The sequence below is a fragment of the Xylophilus sp. GW821-FHT01B05 genome, assembly GCA_038961845.1.
GTDB lineage: Bacteria > Pseudomonadota > Gammaproteobacteria > Burkholderiales > Burkholderiaceae_C > Xylophilus.
Map to the genome: position 1 here is coordinate 2,909,630 of CP152408.1, position 23,219 is coordinate 2,932,848.

Annotated in this window: 22 protein-coding genes and 1 pseudogene; 9 read left to right on the plus strand and 14 right to left on the minus strand. The window is 65.9% G+C overall.

What is annotated here, in order from left to right; genetic code table 11:
* Nucleotides 1-13: 13 nt before the first annotated feature.
* Complete coding sequence (tolB, locus tag AAFF27_13520) at nt 14-1,333, minus strand: Tol-Pal system beta propeller repeat protein TolB (GenBank protein XAH26143.1); 1,320 nt, start codon at nt 1,331-1,333, stop codon at nt 14-16.
* Nucleotides 1,334-1,466: 133 nt separating this feature from the next.
* Here tolB and msbA point away from each other — a divergent pair, with 133 nt between their 5' ends.
* Complete coding sequence (msbA, locus tag AAFF27_13525) at nt 1,467-3,251, plus strand: lipid A export permease/ATP-binding protein MsbA (protein ID XAH26144.1); 1,785 nt, start codon at nt 1,467-1,469, stop codon at nt 3,249-3,251.
* Between the two features lie 18 nt (nt 3,252-3,269).
* Here msbA and rng read toward each other — a convergent pair whose 3' ends face one another.
* From rng to AAFF27_13565, 8 genes are read right to left on the minus strand one after another with little or no spacing between them, the layout of a single operon-like run.
* A complete protein-coding gene (gene rng, locus AAFF27_13530; protein ID XAH26145.1) occupies nt 3,270-4,748 on the minus strand; it encodes a ribonuclease G in 1,479 nt (492 codons plus the stop codon).
* A gap of 3 nt (nt 4,749-4,751) precedes the next feature.
* Nucleotides 4,752-5,366, minus strand: coding sequence for a Maf family protein (locus AAFF27_13535; GenBank protein ID XAH26146.1), 615 nt, complete (start codon nt 5,364-5,366; stop codon nt 4,752-4,754).
* A 12-nt stretch (nt 5,367-5,378) separates the two neighbouring features.
* Nucleotides 5,379-5,846 (minus strand): 23S rRNA (pseudouridine(1915)-N(3))-methyltransferase RlmH, encoded by a 468-nt coding sequence (gene rlmH, locus AAFF27_13540; GenBank protein ID XAH26147.1) that lies wholly within the window; start codon nt 5,844-5,846, stop codon nt 5,379-5,381.
* A 7-nt stretch (nt 5,847-5,853) separates the two neighbouring features.
* On the minus strand, nt 5,854-6,555 hold the full coding sequence (gene rsfS, locus AAFF27_13545) for a ribosome silencing factor (GenBank protein ID XAH26237.1): 702 nt from the start codon (nt 6,553-6,555) through the stop codon (nt 5,854-5,856).
* On the minus strand, nt 6,552-7,172 hold the full coding sequence (gene nadD / locus AAFF27_13550) for a nicotinate-nucleotide adenylyltransferase (GenBank protein XAH26148.1): 621 nt from the start codon (nt 7,170-7,172) through the stop codon (nt 6,552-6,554). Before nadD ends, rsfS begins: the two co-directional genes overlap by 4 nt.
* On the minus strand, nt 7,163-8,107 hold the full coding sequence (gene hemF / locus AAFF27_13555) for an oxygen-dependent coproporphyrinogen oxidase (protein XAH21061.1): 945 nt from the start codon (nt 8,105-8,107) through the stop codon (nt 7,163-7,165). The genes nadD and hemF overlap by 10 nt, the downstream gene beginning before the upstream one ends.
* Nucleotides 8,104-9,387, minus strand: a complete 1,284-nt coding sequence (gene purD / locus AAFF27_13560) for a phosphoribosylamine--glycine ligase (protein XAH21062.1) — start codon at nt 9,385-9,387, stop codon at nt 8,104-8,106. The genes hemF and purD overlap by 4 nt, the downstream gene beginning before the upstream one ends.
* 24 nt (nt 9,388-9,411) lie before the next feature.
* Entirely contained in the window at nt 9,412-10,131 is a 720-nt protein-coding gene (locus tag AAFF27_13565; protein XAH21063.1) for a YebC/PmpR family DNA-binding transcriptional regulator, read from the minus strand.
* Between the two features lie 115 nt (nt 10,132-10,246).
* Here AAFF27_13565 and AAFF27_13570 point away from each other — a divergent pair, with 115 nt between their 5' ends.
* Nucleotides 10,247-10,546: a hypothetical protein gene (locus AAFF27_13570; GenBank protein ID XAH21064.1), complete on the plus strand. Its 300-nt coding sequence runs from the start codon at nt 10,247-10,249 to the stop codon at nt 10,544-10,546.
* Nucleotides 10,547-10,942: 396 nt separating this feature from the next.
* Here the strand turns inward: AAFF27_13570 and AAFF27_13575 are convergent, their stop codons facing one another.
* On the minus strand, nt 10,943-11,236 hold the full coding sequence (locus AAFF27_13575) for a phosphopantetheine-binding protein (GenBank protein ID XAH21065.1): 294 nt from the start codon (nt 11,234-11,236) through the stop codon (nt 10,943-10,945).
* A 126-nt stretch (nt 11,237-11,362) separates the two neighbouring features.
* Between AAFF27_13575 and AAFF27_13580 the strand changes: the two genes are divergently transcribed.
* The 4 genes from AAFF27_13580 to upp all read left to right on the plus strand — a co-directional run bounded on the left by AAFF27_13580 (nt 11,363) and on the right by upp (nt 16,248).
* Nucleotides 11,363-12,868, plus strand: coding sequence for a helicase HerA-like domain-containing protein (locus AAFF27_13580; GenBank protein ID XAH21066.1), 1,506 nt, complete (start codon nt 11,363-11,365; stop codon nt 12,866-12,868).
* Between the two features lie 75 nt (nt 12,869-12,943).
* Nucleotides 12,944-14,260 (plus strand): GTP cyclohydrolase II, encoded by a 1,317-nt coding sequence (locus tag AAFF27_13585; protein XAH21067.1) that lies wholly within the window; start codon nt 12,944-12,946, stop codon nt 14,258-14,260.
* Nucleotides 14,257-15,567 carry a URC4/urg3 family protein gene (locus AAFF27_13590; GenBank protein XAH21068.1) on the plus strand — a complete coding sequence of 437 codons (1,311 nt, stop codon included), beginning with the start codon at nt 14,257-14,259 and terminating at the stop codon, nt 15,565-15,567. Before AAFF27_13585 ends, AAFF27_13590 begins: the two co-directional genes overlap by 4 nt.
* A 51-nt stretch (nt 15,568-15,618) precedes the next feature.
* Nucleotides 15,619-16,248 (plus strand): uracil phosphoribosyltransferase, encoded by a 630-nt coding sequence (gene upp, locus AAFF27_13595; protein XAH21069.1) that lies wholly within the window; start codon nt 15,619-15,621, stop codon nt 16,246-16,248.
* A 30-nt stretch (nt 16,249-16,278) separates the two neighbouring features.
* Here upp and AAFF27_13600 read toward each other — a convergent pair whose 3' ends face one another.
* The gene (locus AAFF27_13600; GenBank protein ID XAH21070.1) at nt 16,279-16,668 is read right to left on the minus strand and encodes a VOC family protein; all 390 of its coding nucleotides are present in this window, start codon (nt 16,666-16,668) and stop codon (nt 16,279-16,281) included.
* A 562-nt stretch (nt 16,669-17,230) separates the two neighbouring features.
* Between AAFF27_13600 and AAFF27_13605 the strand changes: the two genes are divergently transcribed.
* The gene (locus tag AAFF27_13605; protein XAH21071.1) at nt 17,231-18,958 is read left to right on the plus strand and encodes a methyl-accepting chemotaxis protein; all 1,728 of its coding nucleotides are present in this window, start codon (nt 17,231-17,233) and stop codon (nt 18,956-18,958) included.
* A 116-nt stretch (nt 18,959-19,074) separates the two neighbouring features.
* Nucleotides 19,075-20,355 carry an amidohydrolase family protein gene (locus tag AAFF27_13610; GenBank protein ID XAH21072.1) on the plus strand — a complete coding sequence of 427 codons (1,281 nt, stop codon included), beginning with the start codon at nt 19,075-19,077 and terminating at the stop codon, nt 20,353-20,355.
* 2 nt (nt 20,356-20,357) lie between these two features.
* On the opposite strand, the gene AAFF27_13615 is transcribed toward AAFF27_13610, so the two are convergent.
* Complete coding sequence (locus tag AAFF27_13615) at nt 20,358-21,209, minus strand: SDR family oxidoreductase (protein XAH21073.1); 852 nt, start codon at nt 21,207-21,209, stop codon at nt 20,358-20,360.
* 87 nt (nt 21,210-21,296) lie between these two features.
* On the opposite strand from AAFF27_13615, the gene AAFF27_13620 reads away from it, so the two are divergent.
* Nucleotides 21,297-21,728 (plus strand): helix-turn-helix domain-containing protein, encoded by a 432-nt coding sequence (locus tag AAFF27_13620; protein ID XAH21074.1) that lies wholly within the window; start codon nt 21,297-21,299, stop codon nt 21,726-21,728.
* A 13-nt stretch (nt 21,729-21,741) separates the two neighbouring features.
* Here AAFF27_13620 and AAFF27_13625 read toward each other — a convergent pair.
* Both AAFF27_13625 and AAFF27_13630 read right to left on the minus strand, forming a co-directional pair.
* Nucleotides 21,742-21,924 (minus strand): annotated as a pseudogene (locus AAFF27_13625) (voltage-gated chloride channel protein).
* Nucleotides 21,925-21,933: 9 nt separating this feature from the next.
* Nucleotides 21,934-23,166 (minus strand): cystathionine gamma-synthase family protein, encoded by a 1,233-nt coding sequence (locus tag AAFF27_13630; protein XAH21075.1) that lies wholly within the window; start codon nt 23,164-23,166, stop codon nt 21,934-21,936.
* Nucleotides 23,167-23,219: the final 53 nt, after the last annotated feature.

Here is a 23,219-nt window from a genome sequence, read left to right on the forward strand (position 1 = left end):
GGCGAGAAAAGTGTCAGGGCTGCTTCTGGAACGGACCCCAGTCCGGTTCCCGGATGTCTCCGCCCTGCCCGGAAAGACGCGCCTTGATCTTGCCGTCGAGCGTGGTGGTCATGAGCGCCTCGCGACCCTGCTGCACCGTGGCGTACACGAGCAAGCGGCCGTTCGGAGCAAAACTCGGATTTTCGTCGGCAGAAGTGTCGGTAATGGAGTTGACCGTTCCGCTGGCAATCTCCATCACCTGCAGCTTGAAGGCGCCACCGATACGCGAGACATAGGCCAGGTAGCGGCCGTCCGGACTCAGGGCAGGCGAGATGTTGTAGTTGCCGCTGAAGGTCACGCGCTCGGCGTTGCCGCCGGACACGGCCATGCGATAGATCTGCGGCGCGCCGCCGCGGTCGCTGACGAAGTAGATGCTGCGGCCGTCGGCGGAGAACACTGGTTCGGTATCAATACCGCCGCTTTGCATCAGCCGTCGCGGCTCGCCGCCGTTGGCACTGATGGTGTAGAGCTGCGAGCCACCGTCGCGGCTCAGGGTCACGGCCAGGGAATTGCCATCCGGCGCCCAGGCCGGTGCGCTATTGGAGCCACGGAAGTTGGCGATCAACCGGCGCTTGCCCGAGGCCACATCGTGCACATAGACCACGGGCTTGCGCGACTCGAAGGACACGTAGGCGAGTTGGCCGCCCGAAGGCGACCAGGCCGGCGAGATGATCGGCTCCGGGCTGGCCAGCGCCGGCTGCGCATTCTCGCCATCGGCATCAGCCACCCAGAGCGTGTAGCGCGAACCGGCCTTGGTCACATAGGCGATGCGGGTCGAGAACACACCTCTTTCGCCGGTGAGTTTTTCGTAGATGAAGTCGGCCACGCGGTGCGCGGCCAAGCGCAGATCGCCTTGCGGCACGACAAAGCTCTGGCCGCCAAGGTCCTGGCCCTTGACGACATCCCAGAGGCGAAAGCGCACGTCGTAGCGCCCATCGGCCAAGCGCGTGACGCTGCCACCGGCCAGAGAGTCTGCGCCCTTCTGGCGCCATACGCTGACGTCGGGGCGAGAGGTCTCGTCCAGAGTCTCGGCGCTGGCGTCGACGCTGCGGAAGCGGCCGCTACGCTCCAGGTCCGCCTGGACGATGGACGAGATTTTTTGTGGTGATTGACCTTCGCCGCGGAAAGGGGCAATGGCGATGGGGAACTGGGTCAGGCCCACGCCGACAATATCCACGCGGAACTGTGCCAGGGCCGGCAATGCGGAAGCGCCAAGCAGGGACGCCACGATCCCTCGGCGCCTGAAGGAAAACGAATCTGGGACAGGCGTAGAAGCAGTGCGTTGGTAATTCATTGGCAACAGAGACGTGTCAGATATGGGACCAGATTGGAGCATCCCACACTTCTGAAGTTCGGATGTTACACACAGGTGGAGATGCCCTGTCACAAAAGGTGTAGCACCTTGGCAAACGTAGAATCCGCGACTCATGCAATCTCCCGATGCCCACGCCGACACGGCCCCCGCGCCCCACTCCCTGACCCAGCGTTTGCGCCGGCTTTCCGTCTACTTCGGCGGCCAGCGTGCCGCATGGACACTTGCGGTGCTGGCCACGGTGGTGGCCGCCGTGACCGAACCCCTGATTCCAGCCTTTATGAAGCCGCTGCTCGACAATGGCTTCGTGGCGGGCAGTTTGCAGTTGTGGATGGTGCCGGCCGGCATCATCGGCCTGTTCGCGATCCGGGGCGTGGCCCAGTTCGTGTCGCAGTACGCGCTGGCACGCATTGCGAATGAAGGCATGCTCCGCCTGCGCCAGGCCATGTTCAAGCACCTGCTCTCCGCGGAGATGGGGCTGTTCAGCCAACAGTCCGCCAGCACGCTGTCCAATACCGTCGTGTACGAAGTGCAGACCGGCGCGACCTTGCTGGTGCAGGCGCTGCTAGGACTGTCGCGCGATGGCTTTACGCTGATTGCACTGCTGCTGTATCTGTTCTACCTCAACTGGCAGCTCACCCTGATCGTGGGGGTACTGATTCCAGGCGTGGCCTGGATCATGAAGACGCTGTCGCGCCGTCTCTACCGGGTCACCAAGAGCAGCCAGGAGGCGACCGACAACCTTGCCTATGTGGTCGAAGAGAACGTGCTTGCCCACCGCATGGTGCGCCTGCATGGAGCGCAAGAGGCCCAGGCCGGGCGCTTCGACACGCTCAGCGGGCGCTTGCGCGGGCTGGCCATCAAGTCGACCATTGCCTCGGCCGCCATGACGCCGTTGACGCAATTGCTGGCCGCAGCGGCGCTGTCGGCCGTAATCGTGACCGCGCTTTGGCAGGGCCGCTCTGGCACCGCGGCGCAGGGCGTGAGCGTGGGCGACTTCGTGGCCTTCATCACGGCCATGCTGATGCTGATCGCCCCGATACGGCGCCTGGCGGATGTCGCTGCGCCGATCACGCGCGGCGTGGCGGCACTGGAGCGGGGCCTGATGCTGATGGAGCAAGTGCAGACCGAGTCCGGCGGCACCTGGCGTCCGCCCGCTGCTGCGCGCGGTGCCATTGAGCTGCACGACGTAACCGTGCGCTACCGCGACGATGGACTGCCCGCGCTCGACCGGCTCAGCCTGCAGATCGCTCCGGGCGAAGTCGTGGCCTTTGTCGGACCATCGGGGTCCGGCAAGACCACGCTGGTCAACCTGCTGCCGCGCTTCGTGCTACCGACGGCCGGCCATGTCCTGGTCGAGGGCGAGGACGTTGCCGCCTGGGACCTGCCTACCCTGCGCTCGCAGTTCGCCATGGTGAGCCAGGACGTGGTGATGTTCAACGACACGGTCGCCGCCAATGTCGCCATGGGCCAGGCCATCGACAGATCTCGCCTGCAGCACTGCCTGGAGGCCGCCAATCTTGCTGAGCACGTGGCCTCCATGCCGCAAGGCATGGACACGCCGGTGGGTCACAACGCAGCCCAGCTCTCTGGCGGCCAGCGCCAGCGCCTGGCGATTGCACGCGCGCTCTATAAGAACGCGCCCATCCTGATCCTGGACGAGGCCACATCCGCGCTGGATACGGAATCAGAACGGCTGGTGCAGGACGCCCTCAAGCGTCTGATGCAGGGGCGCACCACGCTAATCATTGCCCATCGCTTGTCGACCATCGAGCATGCCGACCGCGTGGTGGTCATGCAATATGGGCGCATCGTCGAGCAAGGGCCGCACCAGGCGCTGCTGAGGCAGAACGGGCTCTATGCGCGCCTGCATGCGCCAGCCTCTGCGCCCGAGCTTTAGCGCCGCAAGCCGGCGCTGCTAGAGCAGCACGATGTCGTACTGCTCCTGCGCCATCGCTGTCTCGGACTGCAGTGAAATCGGCTTGCCAATGAAGTCGGATAGTTCGGCCAGGTGCTGGCTTTCTTCGTCCAGGAACAGCTCAACCACCTTTGGCGACGCCACCACGCGGAATTCGCGCGGGTTGAATTGGCGCGCCTCGCGCAGGATTTCGCGCAGGATGTCGTAGGTGACGCTGCGCGCCGTCTTCACGATGCCCTTGCCCTGGCATACCGGACAGGGCTCACACAACATGTGGGCCAGCGATTCGCGGGTGCGCTTGCGCGTCATCTCGACCAGGCCCAGGGGAGAGAAGCTGCCAGACGAGGTCTTGACCCGGTCGCGCGCCAGTTGCTTGCGGAATTCGGTCAGCACGGCCTGTTGGTGGTCTTCGCGCACCATGTCGATGAAATCAACGATGACGATGCCACCCAGGTTGCGCAGGCGCAGTTGCCGTGCGATGGCCTGGGCCGCCTCAAGGTTGGTCTTGAAGATGGTGTCGTCGAAGTTGCGCGCCCCGACGAAGCCACCGGTGTTGACGTCCACGGTGGTGAGCGCCTCGGTCTGGTCCACCACCAGGTAGCCGCCAGATTTAAGGTCTACCCGGCGCCCGAGCGCACGGGCGATTTCCTCGTCCACCGAGAACAGGTCGAAGATCGGGCGCTCGCCCTTGTAATGCTGCAGCTTGGGGACCGCTGCCGGCATGAACTCCTGGCCAAAGGCCAGCAACCGGTCGAATTGTTCGCGTGAGTCGATGCGTATGGCCTGCGTCTCTTCGCTCACCAGGTCACGCAGCACGCGCTGCAACAGATTCAGGTCATGGTGCAGCAAGGAGCGTGGGGGCAACTGCATCGAAGCCTGACGGATGCGTGCCCAGGTCTTGCGCAGGTAAGAGATATCTTCGGCCAGCTCGGCATCGGATGAGTCCTCGCCATTGGTGCGCAGGATGAGGCCGCCCTTGGCGCCCTCCCCGGCCAGGGTCTGCAGGCGCCGGCGCAAGGACTCGCGCTGCTCCAGTGGAATCTTCTGCGACACGCCGATGTGGTCGTCCTGCGGCAGGAACACCAGCAACCGGCCGGCGATGCTGATCTGGGTGGATAGGCGCGCGCCCTTGGTGCCTATCGGGTCCTTGATGACCTGCACCATCAGCGCCTGGCCTTCGAAAACCTGCTTCTCTATTGGTACCTGCGGCTGCGACTGGCGCGCCTGGCTCAGCGACTCGCCCTCAGCCGGCGGGTGCCAGACATCGGCCACATGAAGAAAGGCGGCGCGCTCCAGGCCGATGTCGATGAAGGCCGACTGCATGCCCGGGAGCACGCGCGATACCTTGCCCAGATAGACATTGCCGACGAGCCCACGCTCCAGCGTGCGTTCGACATGGATCTCCTGCACCGCACCATGTTCGATGACGGCGACGCGTGTTTCCTGCGGCGACCAGTTGATGAGGATGTCTTGTTGCATAGTTCAGCGCAGAAAGCCGACCGACCGCAATAGTGCGGATGTCTCGTAGACCGGCAGTCCCATGATGCCCGAATAACTACCAGCGATGCGCGATATCAGCGTGGCCGCCCGCCCCTGTATGCCGTAGCCGCCAGCCTTGCCGAAAGGCTCGCCCGAGGCCACGTAGTCCTCGATCTGCGCGCTACTCAGTGTGTCGAAGCGCACCTGCGACGTGCTGAGCGCAGCCATGCGCTGGCTGCCGTGCTGCAGCGCCACGGCGGTCAGCACCCGATGCGTGGTGCCGGAGAGGCTTTGCAGCATGTCGCGCGCCTCGGCCGCATCCGCAGGCTTGCCCAGGATGCGCCGGCCCAGCGCTACCGTGGTGTCAGCACACAGAATGGGCGCGGGCGGCAGTCGCCGCCGCACGAATCGGGCGATCGCGGCATCGAGCTTGCCGGCCGTCACGCGCTGCACGTAGGTAGCCGGTGCTTCGCCAAGGTGCACCGCTTCGATGGCTTCGGCATCCTCTGCCACATCGCCCTCGGCATTGGGCAGCAAGGGCTGGTGGGCAACGCCCATCTGCTCCAGCAGTTGGGCACGGCGCGGGCTTTGCGATGCAAGATAGATGAAGGTGGACATGGGCCAAGCCCCTTACTCGCGGTGGTAGGGGTGCGATGCGTTGACGGACCATGCACGGTAGAGCTGCTCGATCAGCAGCACCCGCGCCATGGCGTGCGGCAGGGTGAGGTCCGACAGGCGGATGGATTCGTGCGCAGCACGGCGAAAACCCGGGTCCAGCCCATCGGGGCCACCAATCACCAGCGCCACGTCGTCACCCGACAGTTGCCACTGTTTCAGCCGGCCCGCCAGGGCCACGGTAGTGAGTGACGTGCCGCGCTCGTCCAGCACCACGATGCGGGTGCCGCGCGGGATGGCCGCCTCTATGCGGCCACGCTCGGCCGCATAGAGCGTTTCCAGCGACTTGGAACCGCGTGGCTCGGTCTTGACGGCCTTGAGCTCTACCTTGAGCTCAGGCGGGAAACGCTTGGCGTAATCGTCGTAGGCGGTCTGGGCCCAGGCCGGCATCCGCTGGCCGACCGCCACGATCAGAAGCTTCACCGAGGGCTCAGGCCTTTGGGGTCTTCTTGGCGGCGGGCTTGCGGGCCGGAGCCTTCTTTGCGACCGCTGCCTTGGCCGGCGACGGCTTGGCGTTGGTGCGCACGGAGGCCTTGACCACTACCGTCTTGATGGGCGCCTTGGCGGCTGGAGTCTTGGCCGCGGCTTTCTTGGCGGGCGCCTTGGCTGGTGCGCTCTTGCCGGTTGCTGTCTTTGCAGGTGCCTTCGCCGCTGTTTTTGCAGCCGTCTTGGCGCCAGCCTTGCCTGGCTTGCGAGCGGCGGCGGTCAGGGGTTTTTCTTCTGCAGCCTTGGTGGGTTTGGCAGGCTTGACGGCGCCAAGTTTCAGGCGCACCGGGGTGTCGCCCCAGATTTCTTCCAGGTGGTAGTACTGCCGGATCGCCGGCTGCATGATGTGGGCCACGGCTGCGCCGCAGTCCACGATGATCCACTCGCCGTTTTCCTCGCCCTCGATCCGTGGCTTGCCGAACCCGGCCTCGCGCACGGCGTCGCGCACGCTGGCGGCCAGCGCCTTGGTCTGGCGGTTGGAGGTGCCGGAAGCGACCACCACGCGCTCGAACAGCGGCGAGAGGTGCTCGGTGTTGAACACCTGGATGTCCTGCGCCTTGACGTCCTCCAGGCCATCAACGATGGCGCGTTGGAGTTTGTGGACGTCTTTTTTTGCGGCGGTTTCCGTTTTGGTGGTGGTCATCAGGCAGTTCGGTAAAGGTGATGGAGTTCAATATAGCGTGCAACGCCTGCAGGGACCAGACGGCCAATCCCCCGGCCATCCGCGGCGCGGGCGCGCACCTCGGTGGCGCTCACATCCATGGCGGGCAATTCCAGGTGGCGCACGCGTGCAAAAGACAGTTTTTCAGGGTCAAACCTGGCCTTAGCCATTGCTGCACCCTGGCGCTCAGCTATTGAAATTATAGCAATCCGCAAAATCGCCTCCCAGTCGTGCCACTGATCGAGCGCGCTGGCCTGGTCGGCGCCCAGCAGCAGGTAGAGCTCGGCGCCGGGATTTTCTGCTGCCAGTTCGTGCAGAGTGTCGATGGTGTAGGTGGGGCCGTCGCGGTGCAGCTCGCGTGGGTCGACCAGTACGCGCGGCTCGCCTTCGAAGGCGATGCGGGTCATGGCCAGGCGGTCTTCTGCGGCGCTGAGCGGGCGTGTCTTGTGCCAGGCGTGGCCCGTGGGCAGCACGTGCATCACGTCGAGCTGCAACTGTTCCAGCGCGGCACGCACCAGGGCTACATGGGCCCGGTGCGGCGGATCGAAGGCCCCGCCAAATACGCCGATGCGCCGCGCGGCGGCGGCCAGCTTCACACCCATTCGCGTGGCGGCAGAAAGCGCTCGGCCAAGGCCGCTTCGGCAGAGCCGGGCTCTGGGGCATGGCGGTACTGCCATGCGGCCAGCGGCGGCATGGACAGCAGGATGGACTCGGTGCGGCCACCGGACTGCAGCCCAAAGTGCGTGCCGCGGTCCCAGACCAGGTTGAATTCCACGTAGCGCCCACGCCGGTAGAGCTGGAACTCGCGCTCGCGCTCGCCCCAGGCCATGTGCTGGCGCCGCGCCACGATGGGCAGGTAGGCACCAAGGAATGCGTCGCCGACCGACTGCATCACCGCACGGCTGCGCTTCTGGCCCAGTTCCTCGAAATCGTCGAAGAAGATGCCGCCGATGCCGCGAGCCTCTTGCCGGTGCTTGAGGAAAAAGTATTCGTCGCACCACTTCTTGAAGCGCGGGTACTTGTCCTCGCCAAAAGGGGCCAGCGCGTCACGGCAAGCCGTGTGGAAGTGCACGGCGTCGTCCTCGAAACCGTAGATCGGCGTCAGGTCCATGCCGCCACCAAACCAGCAGACCGGCTCTTGCCCGGCATGGCCGGCCGCGATCATGCGCACGTTCATGTGCACCGTGGGCACATAGGGGTTGCGCGGGTGGAACACCAGCGATACGCCCATGGCCTCGAAGGGCGCGCCGGCCAGTTGTGGCCGATGCTCGGTAGCTGACGGCGGCAGGCGCGGCCCGCGCACGTGCGAAAAACCGCAGCCGGCGCGCTCGAACACGGCACCACCTTCAAGAATGCGGGTGATGCCGTCGCCTTGCAGCGGCTCGCCGGGCAGTTTCTGCCACGGGTCATTGACAAAGGCGACCGAGCCGCCGGCTGCGGCCTCGATGTCTTCAAGCGCGGCAATGATGCGCTGCTGCAGGCCCAGCAGGTAGCTGCGTACCGCCGCAGCGGGCAGCAACTGCGCAGGCGTGCTCATCCGCCGCGGATGGCCCTGTGGCCGATGTCGCGGCGGTACTGGGCACCGTCAAAGTGAATGCCACGCGCCACATCGTAGGCACGCTGCTGCGCCTGCCGCACGTTGTCGGCCAGCACGGTGACGCACAACACGCGCCCGCCGGAGGTCTTCACGGTGTCATCCTCCAGCACGGTGCCCGCATGGAACACCATGGCCTCGTCTTCGTCGTCAGGCAGGCCGTGGATGGCGTCGCCCTTGCGCGGGTCCAGCGGGTAGCCGTGCGCGGCCATGACGACGCCCAGCGCGACGCGGCGGTCCCACTGGAGTTCGACCTGATCGAGGCGCCCTTCGGTGGCGGCCAGCATCACGTCGGACAGGTCGCTCTTGAGGCGCATCATGATCGGCTGTGTTTCCGGATCGCCCATGCGGCAGTTGAATTCCAGCGTCTTGGGACGGCCCTGGCTGTCGATCATCAGGCCGGCGTACAGGAAGCCGGTGTAGGGAATGCCGTCCTTCTCCATGCCGCGGATGGTCGGCAGGATGATTTCGCGCATGGCGCGGGCATGCACGTCGGCGGTCACGACCGGTGCCGGGGAGTAGGCGCCCATGCCGCCCGTATTGGGGCCCAGGTCGCCGTCCTGCAGGCGCTTGTGGTCCTGGCTGGTGGCCAGCGCGGTGACGTTCTTGCCGTCGCACAGCACAATGAAGCTGGCCTCCTCACCCTGCAGGAACTCTTCGATGACGACGCGCGCGCCGCCCTCGTTGTGCACCACGCCGAACTTGTTCTCGGCCAGCATGAAGTCGATCGCCTCATGCGCCTCTTGCACCGTCATGGCCACGACCACACCCTTGCCGGCGGCTAGGCCGTCGGCCTTGACGACGATGGGCGCGCCCATGCGGTCCACATAGGCGTGGGCGGCAACCGGGTCGGTGAAGGTGTCGTATTCGGCCGTAGGAATGCCATGGCGCTGCATGAAGGCCTTGGAGAAGGCCTTGGAGCTTTCCAACTGCGCGGCGGCGCGGGTCGGGCCGAAGACCTTCAGGCCGTGCGCGCGGAATTCATCCACCACGCCCGCCGCCAGCGGTGCCTCGGGGCCGACCACGGTGAGGCCGATCTTCTCTTTTTGCGCCCATTCGCGCAGGGCCTTGACGTCGGTAAGGGGGATGTTTTCCAGTTGGGGGTCGCGCGCCGTGCCGCCGTTGCCGGGTGCAACATAAACCTGCTGCACCTTGGGCGACTGGGCCAGTTTCCAGGCCAGAGCGTGTTCGCGGCCACCGCCGCCGATGACTAATGTTTTCACGTAGGGATCAATTCAAGAAAAAGGTCAGAGCGCTGCGTTGTGGTAGACCGCCTGCACATCGTCCAGGTCTTCGAGTACATCGAGCAGCTTCTGCATCTTTGCTGCGTCTTCGCCCACGATGTCTATGGTGTTTTCGGCACGCATCGTCACCTCGGCCACTTCGGGCGCGAGGCCGGCGGCCTCCAGTGCGTTCTTCACGGCCTCGAAGTCAGCCGGGTTGGTCAGGACCTCGATAGCGCCATCGTCGTCGCTCAGCACGTCTTCGGCGCCGGCTTCCAGCGCCACTTCCATGACCCTGTCCTCAGACGTTCCCGGGGCAAAGACCATCTGGCCGCAGTGCTTGAACTGGAAGGCCACCGAGCCTTCGGTGCCCATGTTGCCGCCGTACTTGCTGAAGGCATGTCGCACTTCGGCCACGGTGCGCACCCGGTTGTCGGTCATGGTGTCGACGATGACGGCGGCGCCGCCAATGCCGTAGCCTTCGTAACGGATTTCCTCGTAGTTCACCCCTTCGAGGTTGCCGGTGGCCTTGTCGATGTTGCGCTTGATGGTGTCGGCCGGCATGTTGGCGGCCTTGGCCTTGTCGACCGCCAGCCGCAGGCGCGGGTTAACGCCGAGGTCGCCGCCGCCAGCGCGCGCTGCGACCATGATTTCACGGATGACGCGGGTCCAGACCTTGCCGCGTTTCTCGTCCTGCCGCCCCTTGCGGTGCTGAATATTGGCCCATTTGCTGTGTCCAGCCATTCTTGGTATCTCTCTGCTCGCCCTATCGTGGGCAATGCTCGATCTTACCTTTTGAGGCGTCTTGTCCCGGCTGGATGCGGGCTTTCCCGGGCCTTGTTCTAGCGATAATCCCAAGATGAATCAGCCCGCATCCTCCTCGGCCGCCGAGACTCCTGCAGTGCTGCCCCCGCATGCACCGCTGTCGCGCTACTACGGTAACGAGGAGGAACACCAGGCATTCTTGCGCCGTATTTTTGATGACACGGCACCCGACTATGAGCGCATTGAGCGTGTCCTTGCCCTGGGTTCTGGCCCTTGGTATCGCCGCGGGGCGCTGGAGCGGGCAGGCCTGACTTCTGGCGCAGATGTTCTGGACGTGGGCATCGGCACCGGCCTGGTCGCACGTGAGGCACTGAAGGTCAGGCGCCGTGTGTAGCGCTGCATGCCGGCCGAGAGCGTGCCATGCACCCGTGTTGCAAGGCCGCTGATGAGCGGCAGCCGACCGGGGCGCAAGCTGCTGGCAAACCAGGCGCCGAGCAGCAGGTTGATGGCCACGTGCTGCAGCATATAGAGCAGGTCGACGTCACCGGCCTGCCCTTGCATTACCAAGGCGCCAAGTCCGAGGCCAAGCGCGCCAATAAGGGGGTAACCCCAGGCCACATGCCGCGGGGGCACCAGACCAAAGCTGGACAGCCACAGGGGGCCGAGCAGCACGGCCACCGCCCAGGGGGCGGCCGGGTGGTACAGCATCATCCAGTGGGACAGCAATGCATAGCCGGCCAAAGCGGCCAGGAGCAGTGCTATGCGCCAGCGCGACACGGTGGTCCGAGCCTCAGGAACTGCGGTGCGCAGCAACGTGGGCAGCGAGGCTGCGCAGGGACTGGAAGATCAGCTGGTTGCGCTCGTCGTCCGAGCGCAACTGAAAGCCGTACTTGCGCGACACCTCCAGCGCGACTTCCAGGATGTCGATCGAGTCAAGGCCCAGGCCATCGCCATACAGGGGCGCCTCTGGTGCAATGGCACCCGGCAGCACCTCGAGGTTCAACGCGCCCACCAGCAGTGTTGCAATCTCGTTTTCGAGCGGTGACTGGTTTTGCGAGTTTTCCTGGCTAACGGTCGTGGACAAAGGCTCTCCTGGATATTCTTGATGGACTTTCGGGTGGGCGATTATAGAAGTCGCACTTCTGGCGTCTCCTTGGGGTCGCCGCACCGGCTGGCTACACTGGCAAGCTCTTCACGACCGGACCGCATGATGGCCGAACCGCTCCCGATCGCCCGCAACGCCGAGACCGTTTTTGCCCTGCTGCCGGCACTGGCCAACCGCCACGGACTCATTACCGGCGCCACCGGTACCGGCAAGACGGTGACCCTGCAGTCGCTGGCCGAGCAGCTTTCCCGTATCGGCGTGCCGGTGTTCATGGCCGATGTCAAGGGCGACCTGGCCGGCATTGGCAAGCCGGGCCAGATTGGCGACAAGCTGCGCGGCGTGCTCGAAGCCCGCGGCATCACACCGCCGGCGCCAGCGGCCTGCCCGGTTACGTTCTGGGATGTTTTTGGCGAGAAGGGGCACCCGGTGCGGGCCACCATCTCGGACCTGGGCCCGCTGCTGCTGGGCCGCATGCTGGACCTGAACGACACCCAGGCCGGCGTGCTGAACCTGGTGTTTCGCATTGCCGACGACCAGGGCCTGCTGCTGCTCGACCTGAAGGACCTGCGTGCCATATTGCAGCACGTAGGCGAGAACGCTGCGGACTACAAGACCTCTTACGGCAACGTGAGCGCGGCCAGTGTGGGCGCGATCCAGCGCGGCCTGCTGCAGATCGAGAGCCAGGGCGGCGAGAAGTTCTTTGGCGAGCCCATGCTCAATATCCAGGACCTGCTGCAGACCGTGGGCGGCCAGGGCGTGGTCAACCTGATGGCAGCCGAGCGGCTGATGCAGTCACCACGGCTGTACGCCACCTTCTTGCTGTGGCTGCTGTCCGAACTGTTCGAGCAGTTGCCCGAGATCGGCGACCCGGAGCAGCCCAAGCTGGTGTTTTTCTTCGACGAGGCGCATTTGCTGTTCGACGGCGCGCCCAAGGTGCTGATCGAGCGCATCGAGCTGGTGGTGCGCCTGGTGCGCTCCAAGGGCGTGGGCGTGTACTTTGTCACCCAGAACCCGCTGGACATCCCCGACAGCGTGCTGGCGCAACTGGGCAACCGTGTGCAACATGCGCTGCGCGCTTTTACGCCCCGTGACCAAAAGGCGGTGCGGGCCACGGCGCAGACCATGCGGCAAAAGCCGGGCCTGGACATAGAAACCGCCATCACCGAGCTGGCGGTGGGCGAGGCGCTGGTCAGCCTGCTCGATGCGCAGGGCCGGCCGAGCGTGACCGACCGCGCCTTTGTGCTGCCGCCGGCCAGCCTGATCGGGCCGATCACCGACGAGCAGCGCGCGGCGCTCATGAAGGATTCGCTGGTGGCGGGTGTTTACGACACGGCCGTGGACCGGGTATCCGCCTACGAGGTGCTGCGTGACCGTACCGCTGCCGCGCCGCAAGCGGCACCGGGCCAGAGCGGCGGCGCCGTCGATGGCAAGGACGGCGGCCTGCTGGGCGGGCTGAACGATGTGCTGTTTGGCAGCACTGGCCCGCGCGGCGGCAAGCGCGACGGGTTGGCGCAGTCCATGGCCAAATCCGCCGTGCGCACCATGGGCACGACGGTGGGCCGCGAGATCATCCGCGGAGTGCTGGGCAGCATCTTCGGCAAGAAACGCTGACGCGGCGCTCTCCTACGCGGCTTGCTTGTCACTGCTGCGGGCGGTGGCTACATTGGGCTTTTGGAGGATGCATCCATGCCCGAGACCACCGTCGTCACGCTGCCGGAATTGCTTGTCGAGGTGCCTGCCGCCCTCCCCTCCAAGCCCCTGGTCCCGCCGCCGCACCACATACGGCTGACCTCGCATTCGGGCGGCTTTGGCGCGCTGCCGATCCGCTGGGGTGCGCCGACTGCGGCTGAACGTGGGCCGGTGGTGGCCACCACCACGACCCGTGCGCACCGCAACGTGATTGGCACGCACAGCGGCTCCTACAGCATTTACCGCGCGCTGGCCGTGGCGTCTGGGGCCTTGTCCGCCCAGCACCGGGCCGACCTGACCAACACCATGCCAACCGATGTGATCGGCCCGCATCCGCAGTGGAGCATGCCGGGCAAGATCGTGTCGATGGACCCGTGGGGCGCGACCGTGGCGCAGGTGTATGCGACCGAGCTGGCCGCGGGCTACGACATACGGCCGACCATTGCGGTGACCAAGGCCCATGTGATCCTGCCCGAGGTGATAGAGGCGCTGCAGGCCGGCCGCTTGAAGGCGGACGGCGTCTTTTTGACGGCCCAGGGCGCGGCGCTGGTGACCAAGGTGGCGGTGGAGCCGGTGTGGTTTTTGCCCGAGATCGCACGGCGCTTTGGCTGCCCTGAGAACGAGCTGCGCCGCGTGCTGTTCGAGGAAACCGGTGGCATGTACCCGGAGCTGGTCACGCGCTCGGATCTGGAGGTGTTCTTGCCGCCCATTGGTGGGCAGACGCTCTACATCTTTGGCAAGCCGGCCGACCTGGCCAACCCGCAGGTCGAGCTGACGGCGCGGGTGCATGACGAATGCAATGGCTCGGACGTGTTTGGCTCCGACATCTGCACCTGCCGGCCTTACCTGACGCACGCGATAGAGGAATGCATACAGGGCGCGCAGCGCGGCGGCGTGGGCTTGGTGGCCTATTCGCGCAAGGAGGGCCGCGCGCTGGGCGAGGTGACCAAGTTCCTGGTCTACAACGCGCGCAAGCGCCAGGTGGGCGGCGACACCGCCGACCAGTACTTTGCCCGCACCGAATGCGTGGCCGGCGTGCAGGACATGCGCTTTCAAGAGCTGATGCCCGATGTGCTGCACTGGCTGGGCATCACCAAGATCCACCGGCTGGTGTCCATGAGCAACATGAAGTACGACGCCATCACCGGCGCCGGCATTGAGGTGGGCACCCGGGTCAACATCCCGGACTCATTGATCCCGGCCGATGCGCGGGTCGAAATCGACGCCAAGATGGCCGCCGGCTATTTCACGCCCGGCCCGGTGCCGGACGCCGATGAACTCAAGAAGGCCAAGGGCCGGGGGTTGAACGAATGAAGGACTTGCCTGCAACGCCGCCAGATGCGCAGACGGCGCGCATTCTTGCCAACATTGAGGCCGGCGCGGCAGAGCGGCCAGCCGGCGCCGCCGCCCTGCTCTGCTCCACGGCCGAGATCCGCCGCCGCGCCCAGGCCCTGCTGCAGCGCGCGCGCGATGGCCGCTCAGCCTTTTTCACGGTGGACGAGCAGGCGCTGGGTGGTGCCGCCGATGCGGTGGTGCGCGCCACGCGCAGCCGCTACCCGCATGGCGCCATTCCCTTCCATAGCCGCTGGCGCCACTTCGAGGCTGGCGGCGTGGACCGCCGGGCGCGCTTGCAGGAACTGCTGGGCCCGGTTGCGCCGGCCGTGCGGGCCCGCGCGCAGATCGACCTGGCGCTGGTCAGCGTGTTGCTGGACGCCGGCGCCGGACCGGACTGGAAGTACCAGGATGCCGCCAGCGGCCAGAGCTTCAGCCGCTCCGAAGGCCTGGCCGTGGCCAGCTTTCATGCCTTTACCGCCGGCATGTTCTCCAGCCAGGCCAACGCGCCGCTGCAGGTGGATGCGATGGGCCTGCGCGGCCTGATCACCGAACAGTTGGCGCAGGCCTTCCAGGTCACGCCCGGCAACCCGCTGGTGGGCTTGGATGGCCGCGCCATGCTGCTGCGCCGGCTGGGCGAGACGCTGGCCGAGCATCCGTCGGAATACGGCCGCGAGGGGCGGCCAGGCCGCATCTTCGACATGCTGGCCAACACCGATGACGACGATCTGTCATCCACCGCCGAGGTCCGCGCGCACGACATCCTGAGCACCCTGCTGATGACGCTCAACGGCATCTGGCCGGCCGGCAATGCGATTGGCGGCCTGCCGGTGGGCGACTGCTGGCCGCTGCCCGAGGCGCAGGGGCCGGGCCTGTCAGACGGCTGGATGCCGTTTCACAAGCTGTCGCAGTGGCTCACCTACTCGCTGCTGGAGCCTTTTTTGTGGGCCGGCGTCAAGGTGCATGGTGTCGATGCACTCACCGGCCTGCCCGAATACCGCAACGGTGGATTGCTGCTGGACAGCGGGGTGCTGCGGCTGCGCGAGAATACCGGCCTTCGCCGCTGGAAAGCGGGCGATGCCTGCATCGTCGAATGGCGCGCGCTGACCGTGGCGCTGTTGGATGAGCTGGCGCCGCTGGTGCGCGCACGACTCGGTCTGTCGGCAGAAGCCATGCCCCTGGCCTGCGTTCTGGAAGGCGGCACCTGGGCCGCCGGACGCGAATGGGCACAGCGCTTGCGTGGCGGAAGCCCGCCGCTGGAGATCGAGAGCGACGGCACGGTTTTTTGATTTTTTCCTCTTGCACCGACAAGAACACCAAGACTTCTTTTCTTTTATTCAATGAGCAACGTCCACCTTCTCGACCATCCCCTCGTCCAGCACAAGCTCACGCTGATGCGCCGCAAGGATGCCTCCACCAACAGCTTTCGCCGCCTGCTCAACGAGCTGGCCAGCCTGGCCGCCTACGAGGTCACGCGCGACATGGCCATGTCCGAGATCGAGATCGAAACCCCGCTAGAGCCCATGACCGCCAAGGTCATCGATGGCAAGAAGCTGGTGTTTGTGTCCATCCTGCGCGCCGGCAACGGCATTCTGGAAGGCATGCTGTCCGTGGTGCCAGGCGCGCGCGTGGGCCATATCGGCCTGTACCGCGACCCGAAGACGCTGACCGCGGTCGAGTACTACTTCAAGATGCCCAGCGAGATGCACGAGCGCGACGTGATCGTGGTCGACCCGATGCTGGCCACCGGCAATTCGGCCATCGCCGCCGTCGAGCGCCTGAAGGAACTCAACCCCAAGTCGATCAAGTTCGTCTGCCTGCTGACCTGCCCCGAAGGCGTGGCCGCGCTGCAGGCCGCCCACCCGGACGTGCCGATCTACACCGCCGCGATTGACCGTGGGCTGGACGAGCACGGCTACATCCGCCCCGGCCTGGGCGATGCCGGCGACCGCATTTTTGGCACCAAGTAGGCCCTTGCGGGCCACCGTGGCGCAGGCCGGCTACGGCTGAGCCGCCACCGGCGTGCACAGCTCCACCAGGAAACCATTCAGGTCCGCCACATAGGCCACGGTCTGGCCCCAGGGCATTTGCTCTGGCGCGTGGCGCAGTGCTGCCCCGGCGGCCACGGCGCGCGCTATGGCGGCAGGCACGTCGTCGGTGACCAGCGCGATCTCGAAACACGGCGCCTCTGCGCTGGCGCGCTGCGGGTTCTTGCCCAGCTGCGTGATGAGCCGCAGCGATGAAAACGCCAGCGTGGTGGCGCCGGTGTCCAGCTCACCGTAATCGCCGCCCTCGTGCACAAAGCGGCGCTTCAGGCCAAAGGCGGCTTCATAGAAAGCGATGGTGGCGGGCACGTCTTCGACGTAGAGGATGGTGTAGCCGAATTGCATAGAGAACTCTCCTGTGGATGGTGCCGGGCAGCGTAGGCAGGCGCCTTGCCACGGTCTTGAAGAAATCCGACAGCCGACAGAAAAGCAGCAGAACGAATGCTATCTAATGTATAGCTATATGCCCTGGTGTTTTCTATGTTTCACGCATAAAAGTGCGTGAAACACAGTATTCACCCGGGCTTCCAGCTATAGTTTTTAAATAGCGCTGTCACCTCGTGGTGAGGCCACCACACCCGTGGCCTGCGTTGCGGTGGTACCTGCCGCGCCAAGTCTGCACGCCTCATGGGGCTGAATTGCGCAGCTTGCCACTGGCGCGCCCTGGCAAGACCTGAACGCCTTGGCCAAGGCTTCGCACCCCTCTGAATCAAGAGCGTAACTTCACTTACAAAGTATTGCGCAGCAACCCTTGCCATAACTTTCAGTGACCTACGTAACATGATGAATCAATCTTGATGCATGCATTGAGGCGCGGGTTGCCGCGCCAGATACGGAGTCATACCTACCGCCACAAGTGCAGGTGCCGCGCTCTTTTTTCTCTTTTTCCACAGTCCTTAAAAACACCATGAATACCTGGACCGTCAAACGACGGCTGACCACGCTCCTTATTGGCGTGGTGGCTGCTTTCTCCGCACTGACTCTGTTTCTGCTCAACCGGCAATCCAGCGTGACCGCCGAGCTGGACAGCCTCTACACACAGGACTACCGCGTGGCCTCGCTGATCGGGCAGATCGACGGACTGCTGACGCGCTCGGACATCAACATCTTGCGCATGATCGCCATCGGCACGCCAGAAGCCATCACTGGCTGGAAGACGGAGAACGCCGCGCGCTTCACTCAAGCCGACAAGCTGATTGAGACCCTACGCGCCACCGCCGACCCTGACATGGCGGCCTCGGTCAAGACACTGTCGGAGTCCTACGGCCGCATGCGCCTTGGCATGGAGCACCAGGTAGCGGCGATTGAGCAGGGCGACGTCCAGCGCGGCGGCGAGATCAACAAGAACGAGGTCAAGGACAACGCCGACAAGACCTTCGGCAGCCTGGCCGAACTCAAGAGCACGCAAGACCGGCTGGCCCAGAGCAAGGTCGAGTCGCAGCAGGCCGCCGCCTCGACGGCGCTATGGCTGTCCTTGCTGGCGGCGGTGGTGGCGGTGCTGGGCTCTGCGCTGTGTGGCGCTTGGCTGGTACGCAGCCTGCTGCGCCAGTTGGGCGGCGAGCCCACGGTGGCGGCCCAAACGGTCGCAACCCTGGCCCGGGGGGACCTGACCGCATCCATCCCGGTGCGCGACAACGACGAGCACAGCCTGATCGCCCAACTGCGGCAGATGCAGCAGAACCTGATCAAGCTGGTGAGCGGCGTGCGCAGCAACTCCGAGAGCGTGGCCACCGCCAGCACGCAGATCGCCCAGGGCAATGCCGACCTGAGCCAGCGTACCGAGCAGCAGGCCAGCGCCCTGCAGGAAACCGCCGCCACGATGGAGGAGCTGGGCAGCACGGTGCGCCACAACGCCGACAACGCCAAGCAGGCCAGTCAGTTGGCGCAGGGCGCGAGCAACGTGGCCGCCAAGGGCGGAGAAGTGGTGGCCCGGGTGGTCGGCACCATGAAGGACATCAACGACAGCTCGCGCAAGATCGCCGACATCATCAGCGTGATCGACGGCATCGCCTTCCAGACCAACATCCTGGCGCTCAACGCCGCGGTGGAAGCCGCCCGCGCCGGCGAGCAGGGCCGTGGCTTTGCCGTGGTGGCGTCTGAAGTACGCAGCCTGGCCCAGCGCAGCGCGGATGCCGCCAAGCAGATCAAGACCCTGATCACCAGCAGCGTCGAGCAGGTTGACCTGGGCTCGGTGCTGGTGGCGCAGGCCGGGCAGACCATGGAAGAGATCGTCGGTGCGATCCGGCGGGTGACCGACATCGTGACGGAGATCAGCGCCGCCAGCACCGAGCAAAGCTCGGGCGTCTCGCAGGTCGGCGAAGCCATCACGCAGATGGACCAGGCCACGCAGCAGAATGCCGCGCTGGTCGAGGAAGGCGCTGCCGCCACCGCAAGCCTGAGGCAGCAGGCCGAACTGCTGGTGCGCTCGGTCGAGGTCTTCAAGCTGAGCCAGGAGCATGTGCGTGCCGCGGCTCCGGCCAAGCTCCATGTACCGGCGCCTTCGGTGGCCGCCCGGCCGCGCCCGGTGGCACTGGCGCGCCCCGCCACCCCCAAGGCCAAGCCGCCAGCCCCGGCCCCTGAGCGGGAACTGGCCAGCCAGCAGGCGGGTGCCGACGACGACTGGACCAGCTTTTGAGCGCGGTCTAAGCACCATGCCAGGCGGGCCGGTGGGGCTTCGATAATCAAGCGCACCCCACTGGCCCCGCGCATGGAACTTGCGTGCGGCTGCCCTATTCCAGCCACCCCACGCCCATGCCTTCTCCAGACCTGATCCTGCGCAACGCCACCCTGCCGGATGGCCGTACCCACCAAGACATCGCCGTGGCCGATGGCCGCATCCTGGCGGTCGAGCCGGCCATTGCCGCCACCGCCCATGAAGAGGTGGATTGCGCCGGCCAATTGCTCAGCCCGCCTTTTGTCGATGCGCACTTCCACCTCGACGCCACGCTCAGCTACGGCCTGCCGCGCGTCAACGCCAGCGGCACGCTGCTGGAAGGCATTGCGCTGTGGGGCGAGCTAAAGCCCCAGCTCACGCACGAGGCACTGGTTGAACGCGCCCTCGCCTACTGCGACTGGGCCGTGGGCCGTGGGCTGCTGGCCATTCGCAGCCATGTGGACACCAGCGACCCGCAACTGCTCACGGTGCAGGCCCTGCTCGACGTGCAAAAGCGCGTGGCGCCCTATTTGGAATTGCAACTGGTGGCCTTCCCGCAGGATGGCGTGCTGCGCAGCCCGGGCGGTTTTGACAACCTCAAGCGCGCACTCGACATGGGCGTGCAGGTGGTCGGCGGCATCCCGCATTTCGAGCGCACCATGGCCCAGGGCGCAGAGAGCGTGCGCCTGCTGTGCGAGCTGGCGGCCGAGCGCGGCCTGCTGGTGGACATGCATTGCGATGAAAGCGACGACCCGCTGTCGCGCCACATCGAAACCCTGTCCGCCGAAACCCAGCGCCTGGGCCTGCACGGCCGCGTGACCGGCTCGCACTGCACCTCCATGCATTCGATGGACAACTACTACGTGTCCAAGCTGCTGCCGCTGATTGCCGAGGCGCAGGTCAGCGTCATCTCCAACCCGCTGATCAACATCACCCTGCAGGGCCGGCACGACAGCTACCCCAAGCGCCGCGGCATGACCCGCGTGCCCGAGCTGCTGGCGCACGGCGTGCGCGTGGCCTTTGGCCAGGACTGCTGCATGGACCCGTGGTACAGCCTGGGCTCGGGCGACATGCTGGACGTGGCCCACATGGGCCTGCACGTGGCGCAAATGACCAGCCAGGCCGCCATGCGCCAGTGCTTCGAGGCGGTCACCACCGCGCCCGCCGGCATCATGGGGCTTGAAGGCTACGGCCTGGCGCCCGGCGGCCACGCCGACTTCGTGCTGCTGCAGGCGCAAGACCCGGTCGAGGCGCTGCGCCTGCGCGCCACCCGCCTCAAGGTCTACCGCCGTGGCCGCTTGCTGGCCGAGAACCCGCCAGCGACCGCCCAACTGCACCTGCCTGGGCGGCCGGCGCAGGCGGATTTTCTGCACCGCTAGGCTTACTGCAGCGCGCCCTTGATCAAAGGCGCCAGCGGGGTGCTCGGGCGGCCGATCAGGCGGCTGAGTTGGTGCCCGTCATCGAAAAGACCGCCCTTGGATGCGCCCACGTCCGAGTCGGCCAGCAGGGCCGCCACGGGCTCGGGCAGGCCTGCGCCCTGGAGCGCGGCCTTGTAGTCGGCCTCTGACAGGTTGACATAGGGAATGGTCTTGCCGGCTTGCTTGCTCAGCTCGGCGGCAAATTCCGTGAGGGTGTAGGACTCGTCGCCCGCCAGTTCGTAGACCTTGCCCGCCTGGCTGGGCAGGGTGAGCACCGCCGCCGCTGCCTCGGCATAGTCGACACGGGCGGCCGAGGCAACGCGGCCTTCGCCTGCGCTGCCGATGTAGGCGCCGTGCTGCAGGGCTGGCGGCACGCTGGCCAGGTAGTTCTCGGTGTACCAGCCGTTGCGCAGCAGGGCAAAAGGCAGGCCGGAGGCTTTGAGAAGAGCTTCGGTGGCGACGTGCTCGGCGGCCAGGCCCAGTGGTGAAGTATCGGCATGCAGCACGCTGGTGTAGGCCACCAGCGAGACCCCGGCGCGCTTGGCAGCCTCGATCACGTTGCGGTGCTGTGCCGCGCGCTGGCCCAGCTCATTGGACGATATCAGCAGCACTTTCTCGGCGCCCTGGAAGGCGGCATCCAGCGTTGCGGGCTGGGTGTAGTCGGCTTGGCGAAGCTGCACGCCCAGCGCCGCCAGATCGGCGGCACGCGCGGGCTGGCGCACGGCGGCAATGACCTGCGACGCTGGCACTTTGCTCAGCAGCGATTGGATGACGAGGCGGCCCAATTGGCCGGAAGCACCGGTAACGACGATCATGATCAAAACTCCTGTGTACGTGGAAGAGATAGACGGTCAGAATAGCGGCCATACAAACTTTTAGTAAGTACACACCAAAAGGTTAGTATGAAAAAAAATTACAAGCCCCTGCCGGACGCATCAAAGACCCTCGCCGAGCAGTTGCTGCGCGGCGACCTGTTTACCGAGAAATGCCCCTCTCGTGAGGTGCTCAGCCATGTCACCAGCCGTTGGGGCGTGCTGGTGCTGGTGGCCTTGCTGGGGGGCACTCACCGCTTCAGCGACCTGCGTCGCAAGGTTGGCGGGGTGAGCGAGAAGATGCTGGCGCAGACCCTGCAATGCCTGGAGGGCGATGGCTTTGTGCTGCGCAAGTCCTATCCGGTGGTGCCGCCGCATGTCGAGTACAGCCTGACGCCACTCGGACAGGACGTGGGCCAGCGCGTGGAGGGTCTGGCGGACTGGATCGAGCTGAATTTGCGCAGCATCTTGCGGGCGCGGGAAGAACGCGAAGCGGTGCTCGCTGATCAGTCGAGCACTTGACCCAACGCCAGGGCTGCACGGCCGTGCCCTCGCGCCCGACCGAGGCCCCAAATAGATGCGAGACCAGCGTGCCGCCCAGCACCAGAGGCACCATGCGCAGCGGCAGCCGCCAGATGATCTGCCGATGCGCCTCGCGCCAATGGGTAGCGCCGTCGAGCGCGAAGAGGAAGAAGGCCGAGGCCGTGTAGGGCCCCGCGCCTGGGCCTCAGAGCAGTGCCTGCCCCAGGTCGTTCAGCAGGTCGGCCTCATCCTCCAGCCCGACCGAGAAGCGCACCATGCCGTCGCTGATGCCCATGTCGGCCCGCACCGCGGCGCCGGCTTCCCAGAAGATGGTGTGGGCCACAGGGATCACCAGGCTGCGCGTGTCGCCCAGGCCGGTGGCCTTTACCGGCAGTTGCAGGCGGTTGATGAAGGCCAGGCAGTCGTCGGCCTTGCGCAGCTCAAAGGACATCAGCCAGGAGCCGCCCTTGAACAGTTTCACCGCCTGCGCATGCTGCGGGTGCGAGGCCAGCATGGGGTAGTGCACCCGCGCAATCGCCGGGTGCGACTGCAGGAACTGGGCCAGCGCCAGCGCGGTTTCGCTGGCCTGGCGCGCGCGCAGCACCAGGGTTTCGGCGCCCACCGCAATCGCATGCGCGTGCTGGGACGACAAGGTGGCGCCCATGTCGCGCAGGCCCTTCTTGCGCAGCTGCGTCAGGCCCCACTGGCGCGGGTCGCCCTTGCGGTAGTTGGCTGCGATGTTGGGGTAGTTGGACCAGTCGAACAGGCCGGTGTCCACGATGGCCCCGCCCAGCGCATTGCCGTGGCCGGCAATGGTCTTGGTCAGCGCATGCAGCACCAGGCTGGCCCGCACCGCCGCCGGGCGGAACAGCGCGGGCGACAGCACGGTGTTGTCGACCACGAACAGAATGCCGCGCTCGGCGCACAGCGCGCCTATGGCTTCCAGATCCGGGATCTGCGTGCCGGGGTTGGCGATGGTCTCGACAAACACCATGCGCGTCTCAGGCCGCAGCGCGGCGGCCACGTGCTCTACCGCTGTTGCGTCGACCTTGCTTACCGCCACACCCAGGCCGGCCATGGTGTCGAGCAGGCTGTTGGTGTTGCCAAACACGTAGCGGCTGGCCACCAGGTGGTCGCCCGCGCGCAGCAGCGTCATGAACAGCGCCGTGACGGCTGCCATGCCCGTGGCAAAACTGACCGTGCCCACGCCGCCTTCCATGCGGGTCAGCTTGGACTCCAGCGCGGCCGTGGTCGGCGTGCCCTGGCGCGCGTAGTTGTAGGCGCCCTTCCGCGTGCCCTGGAACACGCCGATCAGGTCTTCCACCCGGTCAAAGCCGTATTGCGTAGAGGTATGCACCGACTGGTGCACACCGCCGTGCTCGGCACCAAAGGCGCGGTCGGCGTGGACGATATCGGTGGTGAATCCGCGGGAAGTCATGGCAGGCAAGCTTGGGCAAAAGGGGGCTAATTTACCTCGCCCATGTGTCTGCA